The sequence below is a fragment of the Actinosynnema sp. NPDC059335 genome (assembly GCF_042752395.1).
Taxonomy (GTDB): domain Bacteria; phylum Actinomycetota; class Actinomycetes; order Mycobacteriales; family Pseudonocardiaceae; genus Actinosynnema.
In genome coordinates this window covers 1-15087 of the sequence record NZ_JBHYXZ010000186.1, presented here as the reverse complement: position 1 = coordinate 15087, position 15087 = coordinate 1, and the positions used below count along the sequence as shown (strand labels likewise).

The following is a 15087-nucleotide window of genomic DNA, read 5'->3' as shown; positions in this document are numbered from 1 at the left end:
GCGGGCGGGGGGGGGGGACGGCCCGGGGGGGGGGGTGTTCCAGACCCCCAACCACCCGCCCGTCACAGCTCGCGGCGCACGTGCGTGCCGTCGCGGACGGTGCCGACGTACTCCTCGACCAGGTCCTCCAACGCCACCACGCCCCGCACCACGCCGTCGGCCGACACGGCCTGCGCCAGGTGGCTCTGCGACCGCCGCAGCGTCGCCACCGCGTCGTCCAGGCTCGCCTCGGCCGGCACCCGCGGCAGGCCGCGCACCCGACCCGGCGGCACCCGCGTGGACGGGTCCGCGTCGGCGAGGTCCAGCACGTCCTTGACGTGCAGGTACCCGATCAGCCGGTCGCCCTCGCGGACCGGGAAGCGGGAGAAGCCGGTGGTCGACACCGCCGCCTCGACCTCCTCCATGGTGGGCCGCGCCGACACCGACGTGATCCGGTCCAGCGGCACGAGCACGTCGGCCACGGTCCGCTCCGCCGAGGACAGGGTCTGCGTGAGCCGCCGGTGCTCGGAGTCCTCCAGCAGCCCCTCCTGCCGCGACTGCCCGATCAGCAGGGCCAGTTCGTCCCGCGTGTACGCGGACTCCAGCTCCTCCCTCGGCGTCACGCCCACCAGCCTCAGCACCGCCGTGGACACCACGGTGAAGCCGCGCAGCAGCGGCGCGACCAGCCGGCAGAACCACAGGTGCGCGGGCACCAGCAGCAGCGCCGTCCGCTCGGGGCCGGCGATGGCCAGGTTCTTCGGCACCATCTCGCCCAGCACGGTGTGCAGCGCCACGACGATGATCAGCGCCAGCGCGAACGCCACGCCGTGCCGCACCGCGTCCGGGATGCCGACGCCGAGGAACGGGGCCTCCAGCATCGCCGCCACCGCGGGCTCGCCCAGCGCGCCCAGGCCCAGCGAGCACAGCGTGATGCCGAGCTGCGCGCCCGCGATCAGCAGCGGCAGCTCCCGGCCCGCCTTGATCACCGTGCGGGCCCGGCTGCTGCCCTGCTCGGCCAACGCCTCCAGCCGGTCCCGGCGGGCGGTGATGATCGCGAACTCCGCGCCGACGAAGAACGCGTTGCCCGCCAGCAGCAGCAGGATCGCGAGCACGCTCATCGCGACGACCCCAATCGGTCGGGCGTCGCCGGGTCCTCGACGCGGGCCACCCGCAGCTCCGCCACCCGGTGCCTGTCCATCTGCACCACGGTGATCCGCCAGTCGTCCACCCGGATCTCGTCGCCGGCGTCGGGGATGCGGCCCAGCCGGGCGAGCACCAGGCCCGCCACGGTCTCGTAGTCGCCCTCGGGCATCCGGAACCCGGTCGCCTCGGCGATCTCGTCGTCGCGCAGCAGCCCGGACACGAGCCACGCCTCGCCGCCGAGCCGGCGCACCGGCGCGGTCTCCCGCCGGTCGTGCTCGTCGCGCACGTCGCCGACGATCTCCTCGACCACGTCCTCCAGCGTGACCAGGCCCGCCGTGCCGCCGTACTCGTCCACGACCAGCGCCGTCTGCAGGCCGGAGGCGCGCAGCCGGTCCAGCAGCGCGTCGCCCTCCAACGTCGCGGGCACCGTCTGCACCGGGCGGGTCAGCGCCGACAGCGGCGTGGTCGCCCGCTGCGACCTCGGCACCCCGAACGCCTGCTTGACGTGCACGATGCCGCGCACCTCGTCCAGGTCGCCGTGGTAGACCGGGAACCGGGAGAACCCTGTCTCGCGCGCCTTGGCCACCAGGTCCAGCACGGTCGCGTCGGCGCGCAGCGACTCGACCCGCACGCGCGGGGTCATCAGCTCCTCCGCCGTGCGGTCGCCGAACCGCAGCGAGCGGTCCAGCAGGGTCGCGGTGCCGGGGTCGATGGTGCCCTGCTCGGCGCTGGAGCGGATCAACGCGCCCAGCTCCTGCGGCGAGCGGGCCGACGCCAGCTCCTCGGCGGGCTCCACGCCCAGCCTGCGCACCAGCCAGTTCGCGGTGCCGTTCAGGGCGGTGATCAGCCACCGGAACACGGCGGAGAACCCGGCCTGCACGCCCGCGACCGCGCGGGCGGTCTCCAGCGGCCTGGCGATCGCCAGGTTCTTCGGCACCAGCTCGCCGAACACCATCGACAACGCCGTGGCCAGCGCCAACGCGAACGTCAGCGCGATCGGCCCGGCCGCCGAGGCGGGCACGCCCACGCCGGTCAGCGCGGGGGAGATCAGCTCGGCGATGGCGGGCTCGGCGATGTAGCCGGTGATCAGCGTGGTGATCGTGATCGCGAGCTGGGAGCCGGAGAGCTGGAACGACAGCGACCGGTGCGCCTTCTCCACCGTCCGGGCCTTCGCGTCACCCACCTGGGCGACGTGGGACTCGATGGTGCTGCGCTCCAGCGCGGTGAGGGAGAACTCGGCGGCGACCGCGATGAACGTGCCGATGGTGAGCACCACCACGGCGGCGAGGCCGAGGACGCTGAGCAGGATGGTCATGGGGCCCACCCGGGGTGGGACTGGCGGGGCTGGCAGCCGGGTATCGGACCCGGCTCGGTACTGCCGCCCGGGGACTGCGCGTCGCGCACGGAAGTGATCACTCCTCGTGAGGGGTGGTCGAACGGTGTCCAGAGTAGAGCGTAACCGCCGGTCAGCGCAGTCCGGTACCGCTGGGCGAGGAAGTGCTCGCCCGCAGCACGACCTCCCCCGCCACCCGGACCGTGCGCGGTCCGGCGTCCACGTCGTCCAGCACCAGCCGGGCCGCGCGCTCGCCCATGTCCTCCAGCGGCAGCCGCACCGTGCTCAGCGCCGGCACCAGGTCGCGCAGGGTCGGGATGTCGTCGAACCCGGCCACCGAGACGTCCTCCGGCACCCGCAGGCCGCGTTCCCGCAGCGCCGCCATCGCGCCCATGGCCATCACGTCGTTCACGGCGAACACGCAGGTCGCGCCGGTGCGGGCGGCGACCAGGTCGGCCACCGCCGCGTAGCCGCCGTCCCGGGTGAAGTCGCTGGCGATGACGTGCGCGTCGGGCAGCGCCAGGCCCTCGTCGGCCAGGCCCGCCCTGAACCCGGCCAGCCGGTCGCGCGCCACCAGCAGGTCCGGCGGACCCGCCAGGACGGCGAACCGGCGGTGGCCGAGCGCGGCGAGCCGGCGGGCCAGCGCCCGCGCGCCGGACCGGTTCGCGGGCACCACGGTGTCCGTGCCGAGCTTGGCCTGGGAGACGCACGCCACCCGGCCGCCCTGCGCGGTGAACGCGGTGATCTCGTCGGCGAGCCGCCGCGACGCCGCCCGGTCGGTGGTGCGGCTGCCCGCGATCACCACGGCCCGGGCCCGGTGCGCGCGCAGCGTGTTGACCAGGTCCACCTCGCGGCGCGGGTCGCGGCCGGTGGTGCCGAGCACCACGACCAGCCCGGCGTCCTCGGCGATCCTGGTCACACCGGCGGCGATGCTGGAGAAGTAGGGGTCGGCGATGTCGTGCACCACCAGGCCGACCAGCAGGCTCGAGTTGCGCGCGAGCGCCTGGGCCGAGGCGTTGGGCAGGTAGCCGAGCCCCCGCGCGGTGCCGATCACCCGGGCCCGCAGCTCCTCGCTGACCTGTCGGGTGCTGCCGTTGAGCACGCGCGACGCGGTCGCGAGCGACACGCCCGCGTGCCTCGCGACTTCCGCCAGCGTGACCTGCCGCGACGTCAACGCCGCCTCCTTCGCGCGTTCCTGGTCGGCCGAGACTAGCCGTCCGGGAGGTTGACGTCCGAGAGGAGCCGACCGTAGCGTGTTGGAAAGCGCTTTCCACATCACTTGAGCGGGGTGTTCGCATGGCGGTGCGCACGATCGGCGTCGCGTTGAACGGGGTCACGGGGCGGATGGGGTACCGGCAGCACCTCGTCCGGTCGATCCTGGCCATCCGGGACCGCGGCGGGGTCAGGGTCGGTGACGACGTGCTGGTCCCCGAGCCGTTGCTGGTCGGCCGCAACGCCGCCAAGCTGAAGGACGTCGCCGAGCGGCACGACCTGCCCCGCTGGACCACCGACCTCGACGCGGCGCTCGGCGACCCGGACGTGCAGGTCTACTTCGACGCGCAGGTGACGTCGGCGCACGTGGCGGCGCTCACCGCGGCCATCGACGCGGGCAAGCACGTCTACAGCGAGAAGCCGGTCGCGGCCACCCCGGAGGAGGTGCTGGAGCTGGCCCGGCGCGCCGACGCGGCGGGCGTGCGGCACGGCGTGGTGGCCGACAAGCTGTACCTGCCCGGCATCCGCAAGCTGAAGCGGCTGCTGGACGGCGGGTTCTTCGGCCGCGTGCTCTCGGTGCGCGGCGAGTTCGGCTACTGGGTGTTCGAGGGGGACTGGCAGGCCGCGCAACGGCCGTCGTGGAACTACCGCGCCGAGGACGGCGGCGGGATCGTCGTGGACATGTTCTGCCACTGGAGCTACCTGCTGGAAGGGCTGCTCGGACCGGTGGAGGCGGTCACCGCGCGCGCCGTCACGCACATCCCGACGAGGTGGGACGAGAACGGCGAGCCGTACGAGGCGACCGCGGACGACGCGGCCTACGCGATCTTCGAGATGGCGGGCGGCGTGGTGGCGCAGGTCAACTCGTCCTGGGCGGTGCGGGTGCGCCGCGACGAGTTGGTCGAGTTCCAAGTGGACGGCACGCTGGGCAGCGCGGTGGCCGGGCTGCGCAACTGCGTGGTGCAGCCGAGGGCGATCACGCCCAAGCCGGTGTGGGACCCGGACGTGCCGTCCGCCATCGACTTCCGCGCGCAGTGGCAGGACGTGCCGGACAACGAGGTGTTCGACAACGGGTTCCTGGTGCAGTGGGAGGAGTTCCTGCGGCACGTCGCCGTCGGCGCGCCGTTCGCGCACGACTTCCACTCCGGCGTGCGCGGCGTGCGGCTGGCCGCCCTGGGCCTGGAGTCCTCGCGCACGGGCCGGCGGATCGAGGTGCCGGCATGACGGTCGTGTCGCTGCCCGGCCGGGACGGCGCGTTCCGCGAGCACGAGCTGTCCCCGCCCCGCGCGTGGCGGACCGGGTCGTTCTCCTCGCGGGTCGCGTTCGCGGCGGCGCACGTGGTCGCGGACCCGTTGGGCGGCAACGTCCCCGGCGCGCCCGCCGCGCTCGACTGGGACGCCACGCTGGCGCACCGGATCCGGTTGTGGGAGCACGGTTTCGGGGTCGCCGAGGCCATGGACACCGCGCAGCGCGGCATGGGCCTGGACTGGGACGCCGCGCTGGAGCTGATCCGGCGCAGCGCGGCCGTCGCCACGGGCCGGTTGGCGGCCGGCGTGGGCACCGACCACGACACGGCCGACCCGCTGACGGCGTACCGGGAGCAGTTGGCGGCCGTGGTGGAGGCGGGCGCGCAGCCGATCCTGATGTGCAGCCGCAAGCTCGCCGCCGCCGCGCGCGGGCCCGAGGACTACCAGAAGGTGTACGCGGCGCTGCTGGAGGAGGTGGACCGACCGGTCGTCCTGCACTGGCTCGGCACGGCGTTCGACCCGGCGCTGGAGGGCTACTGGGGCTCCTCCGACATCCCGACCGCCACCGGCCACTTCCTCGATCTGGTCAGGGCCTACCCGGACAAGGTGGACGGGGTGAAGGTGTCGCTGCTGGACGCCTCGCACGAGGTGGGCCTGCGGCGGGAGCTGCCGGCGGGCGTGCGCTGCTACACCGGCGACGACTTCCACTACCCGGAGCTGATCGCCGGGGACGCCGTCGGGCACAGCGACGCGCTGCTGGGCATCTTCGACGCCATCGCGCCCGCCGCGGCCGCGGCGCTGCGGGCGTTGGACGCGGGCGACCTCGCCACCTACCACGAGGTGCTGGAGCCCACGGTCGCGCTGTCGCGGCACCTGTTCGGCGCGCCCACCTACTACTACAAGACCGGCGTGGTGTTCCTGGCCTGGCTGGCCGGGCACCAGGACGCGTTCGCCATGGTCGGCGGGCTCCAGTCGGCCCGCGACCTGGTGCACCTCGGCGAGGCGTTGAGGTTGGCGGACCTGGCCGGGCTGCTGCCCGACCCGGACCTGGCGGCGGACCGGTGGCGTCGGCTGGTGGGGGTGCTGACGTGAGGCTGTCGTTGAACCAGGCCACGGTGAAGCGCGCGTCCGTGCCCGAGGTGGTGGACCTGTGCGTGCGGCACGGCATCCCGGCGGTCGGGCTGTGGCGGGACCCGGTGGCCGGGCACGGGCTGGCGCGGACCGCCGCGCTGGTCGCCTCGGCCGGGCTGGAGGTGTCGTCGCTGTGCCGCGGCGGCTTCTTCACCGGCGTGGACCAGCGGCTGGACGACAACCGGCGGGCGATCGACGAGACCGCCGCGCTGGGCGCGCAGTGCCTGGTGCTGGTGCCCGGCGGCGTGCCGGACCGGGACCTCGTCGCGGCCCGGCGCCGGGTGGCGTCGGCGTTGGAGGTGCTCGCGCCGTACGCCGCGGAGGCGGGCGTGCGGTTGGCGCTGGAGCCGATGCACCCGATGTTCTGCGCCGACCGGGGCGTGGTGTCCACGTTGGCGCAGGCGTTGGAGCTGGCCGCGCCGTACCCCGCCTCGGTGGTCGGGGTCGTGGTGGACGCGCTGCACGTGTGGTGGGACCCGGCGCTGGTCGCCGACGTCCGCCGGGCGGGCCCGCGGATCCACTCCTACCAGGTGTGCGACTGGGTGACCCCGCTGCCCGCCGACGTGCTGCTGGGCCGGGGGCTGCCCGGCGACGGGCACATCGACCTGGTCGGGCTGACCTCGCTCGTCGCCGGCGCCGGGTACGCCGGGTACGTCGAGGTCGAGGTGTTCAACGAGGAGGTGTGGGCCAGGCCGTTCGACGCGGTCGCCGCGGACCTCGTGCGGCGGCACGCGAACGGGTGGGAGCCGGTCGTGGACGGCGGCCACGACCGGCTGCCCGTCACCCCTTAGCGGGGTCGTTCAGGGCCGGCGGGGCAGTTCCCGCCCCGCCGCGAGCAGCCGCAGCGTGCTGATCGACGGCACCAGCGCGTACAGCGCCCCGGTCGTCCGCACGAAGCGGCTGCCCAGCACGGCGTCGACCCCGGAGGGCGCGCCGCGCTCGCCCGGCACGTGGTCGGGGTTGCGGGCCCACGCCTGCTGGACGTGCTCGAACTGGTCCTCCAGCGACGTGCAGTGGGCCACGAACAGCAGGCCGCGCTCGACGTCGTCGGCCGACCGGTCGCGGGGCGGGCCGAACGGGATGCCCCGGCGCAGCAGGCGGTGCTGCCGGGGCGTCCGGTGGGTGAACGCCCTCGGGTTGGCCTTGCGGATGTGCGCCGGGCACGGCGTCGTCACGCCCGCCGGGTCGTCGGCGTAGTCGAAGTCGTTGCCCCGGGCGGCGGCCAGCGGCCGGCCGTCCGTCCGGGCGCCTGCCGACGGCGGCCGGCCCGAGCCCGCGCGCCTCCACGGCCCGCTGCCAGCCGTCCACGTCCTGGGCGAGGCGGCGGATCACCTGGATCGAGCCGTCGGTGAGCCACGCGGCGGCGTCCGGGCGGTCGGACTCGGCGGGGTGGCCGAAGACGAACTCGCCCGGGTTCACCAGCAGCGACCCCGGCCGGCCCGCGCGGTGCCCGGGGCGGTCCGGGTCCTCGGCGTGGAAGCCGCGGACGCCGGGCTGCGAGATGCCGTCCTTGTACCCGAAGTGCTCGTGGCCGCGCCGCTCGCCCGGCAGCGTGGCGGCGTGCTCCTCGTGGACGAGCGCGACGCCGAGGAGGGTGTCGAGCACGTCGAGGTCCCGCACGCGGTCGGCCAGGCGGGCCGGGTCGTCGGACGCGACCGTGACGACGGCGTGGACGTGGTGGTCGTCGCGCCCGAACACCCAGCGGGACGGCGCGGAGACGCCCGTGTCGCCGTTGGCGCGGGCGGCCTGCTCGGCGGTGTGCGGGAAGTGGGCGCGCAGGTCGTCGCGGGTGGCGTCCGGGTTGACGCTCAGCTCGACCAGGGCCTCCGGGGTGAGCGACACGTTCGCCCAGGTGGCCCGCAGGCCGGCGGGGTCGCGGCCGGACAGCGCGCGGCCGAGGGAGAAGACCTCGTTGAAGTCCTCGACCTCGGCGGTGGTGGCGACGTGGCCCAGCATGGCGGCCAGCCAGGTCCGGGCGAGCCCTTCGTGGGTGAAGCGGACGAAGCGGAAGACCTGGTGGTCCTTGTTGAACGCGGCGAGCACGTTGCCCTGGATCTCGTGCGACCCGCGCAGGGGCGGACGAGCCCCGGTCCGCGGCGCGGCGTGGTGCAGCAGGTCGGTCATGCGATCACCCCTACTGGAAGGAGCGTCACGGTCCGCTACGGATACGTCGCGCTGAGGTGGAATCACCCGACCGGTGTCGGGTTTGCCCCCCGGAGGTGATCGACCCTGCGGGAGGATCCGACCATGACCGATCCGGCCGAGACCCGCGTCCTCCTGGGAGCGGCGACCTCCCGCGGCCCCAGCCGCCCGCGCAACGCCGACGCCCACGCCCAGCACACGTTCCGCGGCACGTTCGCGGCGGCGGTGGTGGACGGGACCGGCTCGACACCGGAGGTCGCCGACTTCGCGCGCGTCGCCGCGGACGTCGCCGCCCGGACGGCCGCCCGGCAGACACCCGTGCTCGGCGTCGTCGTGGCCTCGATCCCGTACGCCGACTTCGAGGCCGACCACCTCCAGCCCAACGGCGCGATCGTCGTGGCGTCGGTGCGGGCGGGCGGGTACTGGCGCATCGCCCACGCCGGCGACAGCTCCGCCTACGGGCTCAAGGACGACGGCACCCTGCACCGCTTCACGACACCGCACACGCTCGGCGAGGAGCTGCGGCAGCAGGGCGTCCCGGACGCCGAGGCCGCCGCCCACGACCACAAGCTGCGCCACAACGTCGGCCGCGTCCCGCTCTACGGCGTCGAGGGCTTCGAGGCCGTGGCCCGGCTGCTGGTCCTCGCGTCCGACGGCCTCAAGGTGCCGCACGAGGTGTTCCGGGGCCTGCTCCTGGACCACGGCCACGACCCGCAGCGGTGCGCCGAGGAACTGCTCGCCGCCGCCCGGCCTTCAGTCCAGCCACACCACGTGCGCCCGTCGCGTGCCGGCGGAGCGCGAGCTGAGTTCGAACAGGTTGCGCGCGCTCTCGGCGCTGCGGGAGCTGACGTGGAAGCCGCGTTCCACGGAGCTGACCTCGGCCCGGTCCTCGAACGCGACGCCGTAGCCCGCCACGCGCACGCCCTCCCGTTCGCCGTACTCCTCCACGACGGCGAACAGGCGCGGCGCTTCTTCGCGTGCCACTTCCCGCACCAGGGTGGCGAATTCCTGCTCGGTCACGTTTCCCCTTTCGCCCCACCGGTACCGGCGGTGGTCATTCCGGCGCGTCGTCGCTACCGTGACTGCCCGCAAAGGCTGCCCACATCCGACGTGGAATGCAAAAAACGCAAAGAACTGCTTTGCGTTCGCCGTGCAGCGTTGAGGGAGGACCGCACACCGTGGCCGTGAAGAAGAGCACGCCGACCATCCGACTGCGCAGGTTGGCCGGTCAGCTCAGACGGCTCCGCGAGGCGAACGACCTGCGCCGGGAGGACGTGGAGGAGCGCACCGGGCTCAACTCCACCACGCTGTACCGCATCGAGACGGCCCGGTCACGGCCCCAGTACCGGACGCTCGACCTGCTGCTCCGGCTGTACGGCGTCGGGTCGGAGGAGCACTCGCGGCTCAAGGCGCTCTACCGGCAGTCGGAGGGCGAGGGCTGGATCCAGCCGTGGCACGAGGACCTGCGCGCCGAGTACACCACCTACATCAGCTTCGAGCGCGAAGCGCAAAGCCTGCGACATTACTCGGGGATGTTCGTCCCCGGCCTGCTCCAGACCGAGGACTACGCGCGTGCCCTGGTCGGCGGAATCCTGTACGCGGCCGATCCCGCGCGAGTCGAGGACCGGGTGCGGGTTCGAATGGAACGAAAGGCGAATCTCGTGCGCGAGAAGCGGCTTCCGCTGTGGGCGATCCTCGACGAGGCGGCGTTGCGGCGGGAGGTCGGCGGCGCGGTGGTCATGCGGGCGCAGTTGGCCCACCTGCTCGACCTGGCCCGGGAACCGCACGTGACGATCCAGGTCGTCCCGTTCGGCTCGGGCGCTCATCCCGGCATGCCGGGCGAGTTCATCGTCATGGAGTTCGAGGATCCGCTGGACCACGATCTGGTCCACGTGGACAGCCAGGCCGGTGAGATTTTCTTGGAGGCGGATACCGACATCAAGCGCTTCCGCGCCGACTTCGACCACCTCGTGGCGGTGGCCAAGAGCCCCGACGACTCGGTAAAACTGATCTCCGGGATCGCCAACCGCTGAGCACAGGAGGGCAGCTATGAGGGATCTGTCGAGTGCGGCGTGGCGCAAGAGCAGCTTCAGCGGTGAAGGTCCGTCCTGCGTCGAAGTCGCGCCGGTGGACGAAGGCGTGGCCACGCGGGACTCCAAGAACCCGTCCGGGCCGGCGTTGTGGTTCACGGCCGGGCAGTGGCGGAGGTTCCTGGCCGACTTGGAGGCGTGAGCAGGAGGGTGGCCGTGAAGGACTTGTCGAGTGCGGCGTGGCGCAAGAGCAGTTTCAGCGGTGAAGGGGCGTCCTGCGTCGAGGTCGCGCCGGTGGACGAGGGAGTGGCCGCGCGGGATTCGAAGAACCCGTCGGGGCCGGCGTTGTGGTTCCCGGCCCGGCAGTGGCGGGAGTTCCTGGCCGGCTTGGGGGCGTGACCGCGACGGCCCGCCCCCGGACTGCACCAGGGGGCGGGCCGCCGTCGTGGTCAGCCGCCGTTGCGCGGCTGGTAGCGCGGGGTCCGATAAGTGCGCGGCGTGTTCGCGGTGATCCGCAGGACCGAGTCGTACAGCGCCCGGCCCAGCGCGGCACGCGCGCGCAGCGCCGGGTGGGTCGCGCCGTAGTTGTCCGCGTTCACCGCCTGGTCGCCGCTGAACCGGCCCGACGCGAACAACGCGTACGTCACGATCGGCTTGCCGTTCGGGTCGAACACGATGCCCGCCTCGTTGCGGCCGTCCGCCTCCCAGCCCGCCTTCGTGGCCACGTTCAGCCGCTCCGCCGACGTCAGGTTGAGCCGGATCCCGTCGGTGAACGACGGCAACGACCGCAGCACGGTGAACAGGTGCTCGGTCGACGCCGCCGACAGCAGCTCGCCCGCCGCGAGCCGGCGCAGCATGGTGAACGTCTCGCGCGCCGTGGTGGTGCCCAGGTAGAACCGGTTCGGGTTGGCCACCGGCACCACCTGCGTGTGCACGAACCCCTTGGCGCGCAGGATCTCGTTCAGCTCCAGCGCCGGCACGACCAGCCCGCACAGGCGCACCGCGGTGTTGTCCGACACCGTGAGCAGGTTCGCCAACGCGTGCCCCACGGTGACCGAGCTGGGGTAGCCGCCGTCGAGGTGGAAGATGCCGTCGGTGTCGCGGATGACGATGTCCGAGGTGACCTCGACCCGCTGGTCGAGCGTGACCAGGCCGCGGTCGACCTTGTCCAGCACGGCCACCGCGACCGCGATCTTGTTCACGCTGTACGCCTCGACCACGCGGTCGGCCTCGACCTCCACGGCGGGCTTCACCGCGCCGTCCGGGTCCGCCACGCCGATGTAGCTCGACCACGTGCCACCGGCCCGCGACACCGCCGCCGCGTACTTCGCCGCGATCTTGCGCCGGGCCAGGTCGGCCGTCGTCGGGATCACCGCGTCCCACTCCGCCTCGGTCGTCTGCGCCTGCGCGGTCCCGGCGGTCGTGCCGAGGACGGCGCTCGCCGCCGCCACCGAGCCCAGCCCGAGCGCGAACCTGCGGTTGATGTTCATGTGCCCCCAATCGAGTGGATACGCCTGTAGAGACGCCGCAAACGGCTCCGGTGTTGCTCCGATCCGGTGAATCCGATCCAACCAGCGGTAGCCTGCCGCCATGCGAGAAGGGGTCTTCCTCGTCACGGGCGCGAGCCGGGGCATCGGCGCGGCGACGGCGCGGCTGGCCGCCGAGGCCGGGTACCGGCTGGTGCTGACCGCCCGCGACACCGCGTCGCTGGCCGAGTCGGCGGCCCGGCTGGGCGGTCCCGACCGGGTGTGGGTGGCCGCCTGCGACGTGCGCGAGTACGACCAGGTCGCCGCCCTGGTGGGCCGGGTGGAGGAGGAGTGGGGGAGGCTCGACGTGGTGTTCGCGAACGCGGGCACGAGCGTGGTCACCTCGTTCACCTCGACCGACGGCGCGCCGCCCGCCGAGTGGGGCGACATGGTGTTGACCAACGTGTGCGGCCCGGCGTTCACCGCGCGGGCGGCGATGCCCGCGCTGATGCGCCACGCCGGCCACCTCGTGCTGACGGGGTCGGCGGCCGGGCGCGGGGTGCGGCCGGGGAACCTCTACGCGGCCACCAAGTGGGCGGTGACGGGCCTCGCGCAGGCCATCCGGGCCGAGTGCGTCGGCACGGGCGTCCGCGTCACGCTGGTGCAGCCCGGCCTGACCGACACCGGCGGCATCCCGCCGTCGCGCCGGGGCGACCCGAAGCTCGCGCCGGAGGACGTGGCCCGCGCCGTGCTGTACGCGGTCGGCCAGCCGCCGCACGTGGACGTCAACGAGATCCTGGTGCGCCCGGTGGGCCAGGACGCCTACCGGTGAGGCCCGCGCCGACCGCGCGCAACGCGTCCAGCACCTCCGGGGACGCGTCCAGCGCGTAGGGCGCGCCGAGCAGCAACAGGTCGGCGGCCACGTGCTCGATCGCGTCCGCGCCCAACCGCACCCGGCACGTCCGGTCGTCGATCGGCTCCACCCGACCCGGCAGCGCCACCACCAGCCGGGTCCGGACGACCGCCGCGGGGGCGTCCACGACCGCCGTGCACGTGTACCGGTAGGGGGCCGAGGTGAGGGACCGCGCCACGTACGCCGCCGGGTCGTCGGGCGGCTCGCGCGGGGTGAAGCGGCGGCCCGTGGCGCGCGGCGCGTCCATCCGGTCCACCCGGAACGTGCGCCAGTCCCCGCGCTCCGGGTCGTAGGCCAGCAGGTACCAGCGCCGGTACGCGGTCACCAGGCTGCGCGGCTCCACCCGCCGCTCCCGGCCGCGGTGCGTGAACGCCACCACCTCGTGGTCCCGGCACGCCGCCGCCAGCACGCCCAGCGCCGCCGGGTCGGACACCGGCCCGGCCACCGACATCACCGCGATCGCGTCCCGCACCGCCGCGATCCGGTGCCGCAGCCGGGCCGGCAGCACCTGCTCCAGCTTCGCCAACGCCCTGGTGGACGACTCCTCGATGCCCTGCACGCCCGCCGCCGTGCGCAGGCCGACGGCGACCGCCACCGCCTCGTCGTCGTCCAGCAGCAACGGTGGCAGGTCCTTCCCCGACGCGAGCCGGTAGCCGCCCGCGACGCCGGTCGTGCCGGCCACGGGGTAGCCCAGCTCGCGCAGCCGCTCGATGTCGCGGCGCACCGTCCGGTCCGTCACGCCCAGCCGCTCGGCCAGCTCCGGACCCGTCCAGTCCCGCCGGCCCTGCATGAGCGACAGCAGGCGCAGCATCCTCCCGGGCATCGTCATCACGGACATCCTATGTCCTAAAGCGGTCCTAGCGTGGTGCCCATGACGACTTACGTGCTCATCCCCGGCGCCTGCCACGGCGGCTGGTACTACGACCCGATCTCCGCACGGCTGCGCGCCGAGGGCCACGAGGCGCACGCGGTCACGTTGAGCACCGGTCGCGTGAACCTGGACGACCACGTGGCCGAGGTGCTGGACCTGTTCGACCGGCTGGACCTGCGCGACGTCGTGCTGGTCGGCCACAGCTACGGAGGCATGGTGACCACCACCGTCGCCGACCGGGTGCCGGACCGGGTCCGGACGCTGATCTACGTGGACGCGTTCGTGCCGCGCGACGGCGAGTCCGCGTACGACATCGTGCACGGCGACTGGCGCACGTGGTACGTCGAGGGAGCGGCGGCCGACGGGTTCTCGGTGGCCCCGCTGCCGATCTTCGACGCGCGGGCCACGCCCCAGCCGCTGGCCACGCTGCTGCAACGCGCGTCGTTGACCGGGGCCGTCGACCGGGTCGCCGACCGCCGGTACCTGTTCATGGCCGAGTTCCCGGACAGCCCGCTGGCCACCACCTACGAGCGGCTGCGCGACGACCCGACGTGGCACGTCGAGTCCTGGCCGAGCGGGCACAACGTGCTGCGGGACGCGCCGGAGCGCTTCCTGGAGGCGTTGCTCGCCGCGGGCGCGGAATCCGCAAGTCGGGATAAGCGCGAGGCCGGCCGGGTCTCCTAGCGTGGCCGGATGAAGGTCCACGACATGCTCGTCGACGAGCGGCGGCGGATGGCGGACCTCCTCGACGGGCTGGACGCGGGCCAACTGGCCACGCCCAGCCTGTCGCAGGGGTGGACCGTGCACGACGTCGGCGCGCACCTCACCACGTACCTGCGGTTCGGCCAGCTCAAGATCTACTGGGGCATCGTGACGACGGCGGCCGACTTCGACCGGCTCAACCGCGAGCTGACCGCGCGGGCGGCGCGCCGGCCGACCGCCGAGATCGCCGACCGGCTGCGGCGGTGGGCGACGTCGCGCACCACCATCCCGCGCTCGGGCTACGACCCGGTGCTCACCGACATCCTGCTGCACGACTACGACGTGCGCGTGCCGCTCGGCATCGGGCGGGACGTGCCGGAGGACCGGCTCTGGGTGGCGTTCCAGCACCTGGCCGCCAAGCCGTCGCCGGGGTACGCGGTGGGCTCCCGGTTGGCCGGGCTGCGGCTGGAGGCGGCGGACACCGGCTGGAGGTCCGGCGCCGGCGCGCCGGTGCGCGGCGACGCGGAGTCGTTGGTGCTGGCGATGAGCGGCCGGGCGGTGGGCCTGGACGCGCTGGAGGGCGACGGCGTGCCGCTGCTGAGGCGACGCGTGACCGCACCACCGCCGCGCGGCCCGCTGGAGCGGCTGAAGACCGTGGTCAAGGTCGTGGTGGACCCGCTGCCCCGGGAGCGCCGGTCGCGGGACGCCGTGGGCGGTTCCTGAACCACTCGTCGGCGGGGGAGGCCGAACCCGCTCGTCGGCGGGGCCGGACCTCCGTGCCGTCCGCCGGCGCGGGTCGTCCTCCCGGCCCAGGGCCGAGAACGAGACCGGTGGGGGGGGGGGGGGGGGGCCCCCCCCCCGGCGGGGGGGGGGGGGGGGGGTTTTCACATATGTCGCTGCCGCCGATAGTTTTGGTGT

At 74.0% G+C, this 15087-nt stretch carries 16 protein-coding genes and 1 pseudogene; 10 read left to right on the top strand and 7 right to left on the bottom strand.

The window, feature by feature from the left end; all coding sequences use genetic code 11:
* Positions 1-62 precede the first annotated feature (62 nt).
* The 3 genes from ACFXGA_RS35515 to ACFXGA_RS35505 all read right to left on the bottom strand — a co-directional run bounded on the left by ACFXGA_RS35515 (position 63) and on the right by ACFXGA_RS35505 (position 3629).
* Positions 63-1097, bottom strand: coding sequence for a hemolysin family protein (locus ACFXGA_RS35515; protein WP_378095889.1), 1035 nt, complete (start codon positions 1095-1097; stop codon positions 63-65).
* The gene (locus ACFXGA_RS35510) at positions 1094-2437 is read right to left on the bottom strand and encodes a hemolysin family protein (RefSeq protein WP_378095887.1); all 1344 of its coding nucleotides are present in this window, start codon (positions 2435-2437) and stop codon (positions 1094-1096) included. The genes ACFXGA_RS35515 and ACFXGA_RS35510 overlap by 4 nt, the downstream gene beginning before the upstream one ends.
* A gap of 151 nt (positions 2438-2588) precedes the next feature.
* The gene (locus ACFXGA_RS35505; RefSeq protein WP_378095884.1) at positions 2589-3629 is read right to left on the bottom strand and encodes a LacI family DNA-binding transcriptional regulator; all 1041 of its coding nucleotides are present in this window, start codon (positions 3627-3629) and stop codon (positions 2589-2591) included.
* 122 nt (positions 3630-3751) lie between these two features.
* Between ACFXGA_RS35505 and ACFXGA_RS35500 the strand changes: the two genes are divergently transcribed.
* Genes ACFXGA_RS35500 through ACFXGA_RS35490 form a run of 3 tightly spaced genes read left to right on the top strand, consistent with a single transcriptional unit; the run spans position 3752 to position 6836 of the window.
* Positions 3752-4891 carry a Gfo/Idh/MocA family protein gene (locus ACFXGA_RS35500; RefSeq protein WP_378095879.1) on the top strand — a complete coding sequence of 380 codons (1140 nt, stop codon included), beginning with the start codon at positions 3752-3754 and terminating at the stop codon, positions 4889-4891.
* Entirely contained in the window at positions 4888-6006 is a 1119-nt protein-coding gene (locus tag ACFXGA_RS35495) for a dihydrodipicolinate synthase family protein (protein WP_378095876.1), read from the top strand. Before ACFXGA_RS35500 ends, ACFXGA_RS35495 begins: the two co-directional genes overlap by 4 nt.
* On the top strand, positions 6003-6836 hold the full coding sequence (locus ACFXGA_RS35490) for a sugar phosphate isomerase/epimerase family protein (protein ID WP_378095873.1): 834 nt from the start codon (positions 6003-6005) through the stop codon (positions 6834-6836). Before ACFXGA_RS35495 ends, ACFXGA_RS35490 begins: the two co-directional genes overlap by 4 nt.
* A gap of 9 nt (positions 6837-6845) precedes the next feature.
* Here ACFXGA_RS35490 and ACFXGA_RS35485 read toward each other — a convergent pair whose 3' ends face one another.
* Both ACFXGA_RS35485 and ACFXGA_RS35480 read right to left on the bottom strand, forming a co-directional pair.
* On the bottom strand, positions 6846-7220 hold the full coding sequence (locus tag ACFXGA_RS35485) for a hypothetical protein (RefSeq protein ID WP_378095871.1): 375 nt from the start codon (positions 7218-7220) through the stop codon (positions 6846-6848).
* A gap of 493 nt (positions 7221-7713) precedes the next feature.
* Positions 7714-8169, bottom strand: a pseudogene (locus ACFXGA_RS35480) (peroxidase); the annotation flags it as partial.
* Between the two features lie 123 nt (positions 8170-8292).
* Here ACFXGA_RS35480 and ACFXGA_RS35475 point away from each other — a divergent pair.
* Genes ACFXGA_RS35475 through ACFXGA_RS35460 form a run of 4 tightly spaced genes read left to right on the top strand, consistent with a single transcriptional unit; the run spans position 8293 to position 10616 of the window.
* A complete protein-coding gene (locus ACFXGA_RS35475) occupies positions 8293-9375 on the top strand; it encodes a PP2C family protein-serine/threonine phosphatase (RefSeq protein WP_378095868.1) in 1083 nt (360 codons plus the stop codon).
* Complete coding sequence (locus ACFXGA_RS35470) at positions 9366-10220, top strand: helix-turn-helix domain-containing protein (protein ID WP_378095865.1); 855 nt, start codon at positions 9366-9368, stop codon at positions 10218-10220. The genes ACFXGA_RS35475 and ACFXGA_RS35470 overlap by 10 nt, the downstream gene beginning before the upstream one ends.
* A gap of 16 nt (positions 10221-10236) precedes the next feature.
* Positions 10237-10419 (top strand): DUF397 domain-containing protein, encoded by a 183-nt coding sequence (locus ACFXGA_RS35465; protein WP_378095863.1) that lies wholly within the window; start codon positions 10237-10239, stop codon positions 10417-10419.
* Positions 10420-10433: 14 nt separating this feature from the next.
* Entirely contained in the window at positions 10434-10616 is a 183-nt protein-coding gene (locus ACFXGA_RS35460; protein WP_378095859.1) for a DUF397 domain-containing protein, read from the top strand.
* Between the two features lie 50 nt (positions 10617-10666).
* Here ACFXGA_RS35460 and ACFXGA_RS35455 read toward each other — a convergent pair whose 3' ends face one another.
* Positions 10667-11707 carry a serine hydrolase gene (locus ACFXGA_RS35455; RefSeq protein ID WP_378095856.1) on the bottom strand — a complete coding sequence of 347 codons (1041 nt, stop codon included), beginning with the start codon at positions 11705-11707 and terminating at the stop codon, positions 10667-10669.
* Between the two features lie 100 nt (positions 11708-11807).
* Between ACFXGA_RS35455 and ACFXGA_RS35450 the strand changes: the two genes are divergently transcribed.
* Positions 11808-12515 carry an SDR family oxidoreductase gene (locus ACFXGA_RS35450; RefSeq protein WP_378095853.1) on the top strand — a complete coding sequence of 236 codons (708 nt, stop codon included), beginning with the start codon at positions 11808-11810 and terminating at the stop codon, positions 12513-12515.
* Here the strand turns inward: ACFXGA_RS35450 and ACFXGA_RS35445 are convergent.
* Positions 12469-13425, bottom strand: coding sequence for a helix-turn-helix transcriptional regulator (locus tag ACFXGA_RS35445; protein WP_378095850.1), 957 nt, complete (start codon positions 13423-13425; stop codon positions 12469-12471). The two genes, ACFXGA_RS35450 and ACFXGA_RS35445, sit on opposite strands and share 47 nt — an antisense overlap.
* A 42-nt stretch (positions 13426-13467) precedes the next feature.
* Between ACFXGA_RS35445 and ACFXGA_RS35440 the strand changes: the two genes are divergently transcribed.
* Both ACFXGA_RS35440 and ACFXGA_RS35435 read left to right on the top strand, forming a co-directional pair.
* Positions 13468-14151 (top strand): alpha/beta fold hydrolase, encoded by a 684-nt coding sequence (locus tag ACFXGA_RS35440; RefSeq protein ID WP_378095847.1) that lies wholly within the window; start codon positions 13468-13470, stop codon positions 14149-14151.
* Positions 14152-14160: 9 nt separating this feature from the next.
* The gene (locus ACFXGA_RS35435; protein WP_378095844.1) at positions 14161-14892 is read left to right on the top strand and encodes a maleylpyruvate isomerase family mycothiol-dependent enzyme; all 732 of its coding nucleotides are present in this window, start codon (positions 14161-14163) and stop codon (positions 14890-14892) included.
* Positions 14893-15087 lie beyond the last annotated feature (195 nt).

Coding starts and splice junctions, on each gene's coding strand:
- ACFXGA_RS35515 (WP_378095889.1), bottom strand. CDS start 1,097: ATGAGCGTGCTCGCGATCCTGCTGCTGCTGGCGGGCAACGCGTTCTTC.
- ACFXGA_RS35510 (WP_378095887.1), bottom strand. CDS start 2,437: ATGACCATCCTGCTCAGCGTCCTCGGCCTCGCCGCCGTGGTGGTGCTC.
- ACFXGA_RS35500 (WP_378095879.1), top strand. CDS start 3,752: ATGGCGGTGCGCACGATCGGCGTCGCGTTGAACGGGGTCACGGGGCGG.
- ACFXGA_RS35495 (WP_378095876.1), top strand. CDS start 4,888: ATGACGGTCGTGTCGCTGCCCGGCCGGGACGGCGCGTTCCGCGAGCAC.
- ACFXGA_RS35475 (WP_378095868.1), top strand. CDS start 8,293: ATGACCGATCCGGCCGAGACCCGCGTCCTCCTGGGAGCGGCGACCTCC.
- ACFXGA_RS35465 (WP_378095863.1), top strand. CDS start 10,237: ATGAGGGATCTGTCGAGTGCGGCGTGGCGCAAGAGCAGCTTCAGCGGT.
- ACFXGA_RS35455 (WP_378095856.1), bottom strand. CDS start 11,707: ATGAACATCAACCGCAGGTTCGCGCTCGGGCTGGGCTCGGTGGCGGCG.
- ACFXGA_RS35450 (WP_378095853.1), top strand. CDS start 11,808: ATGCGAGAAGGGGTCTTCCTCGTCACGGGCGCGAGCCGGGGCATCGGC.
- ACFXGA_RS35445 (WP_378095850.1), bottom strand. CDS start 13,425: ATGACGATGCCCGGGAGGATGCTGCGCCTGCTGTCGCTCATGCAGGGC.
- ACFXGA_RS35440 (WP_378095847.1), top strand. CDS start 13,468: ATGACGACTTACGTGCTCATCCCCGGCGCCTGCCACGGCGGCTGGTAC.
- ACFXGA_RS35435 (WP_378095844.1), top strand. CDS start 14,161: ATGAAGGTCCACGACATGCTCGTCGACGAGCGGCGGCGGATGGCGGAC.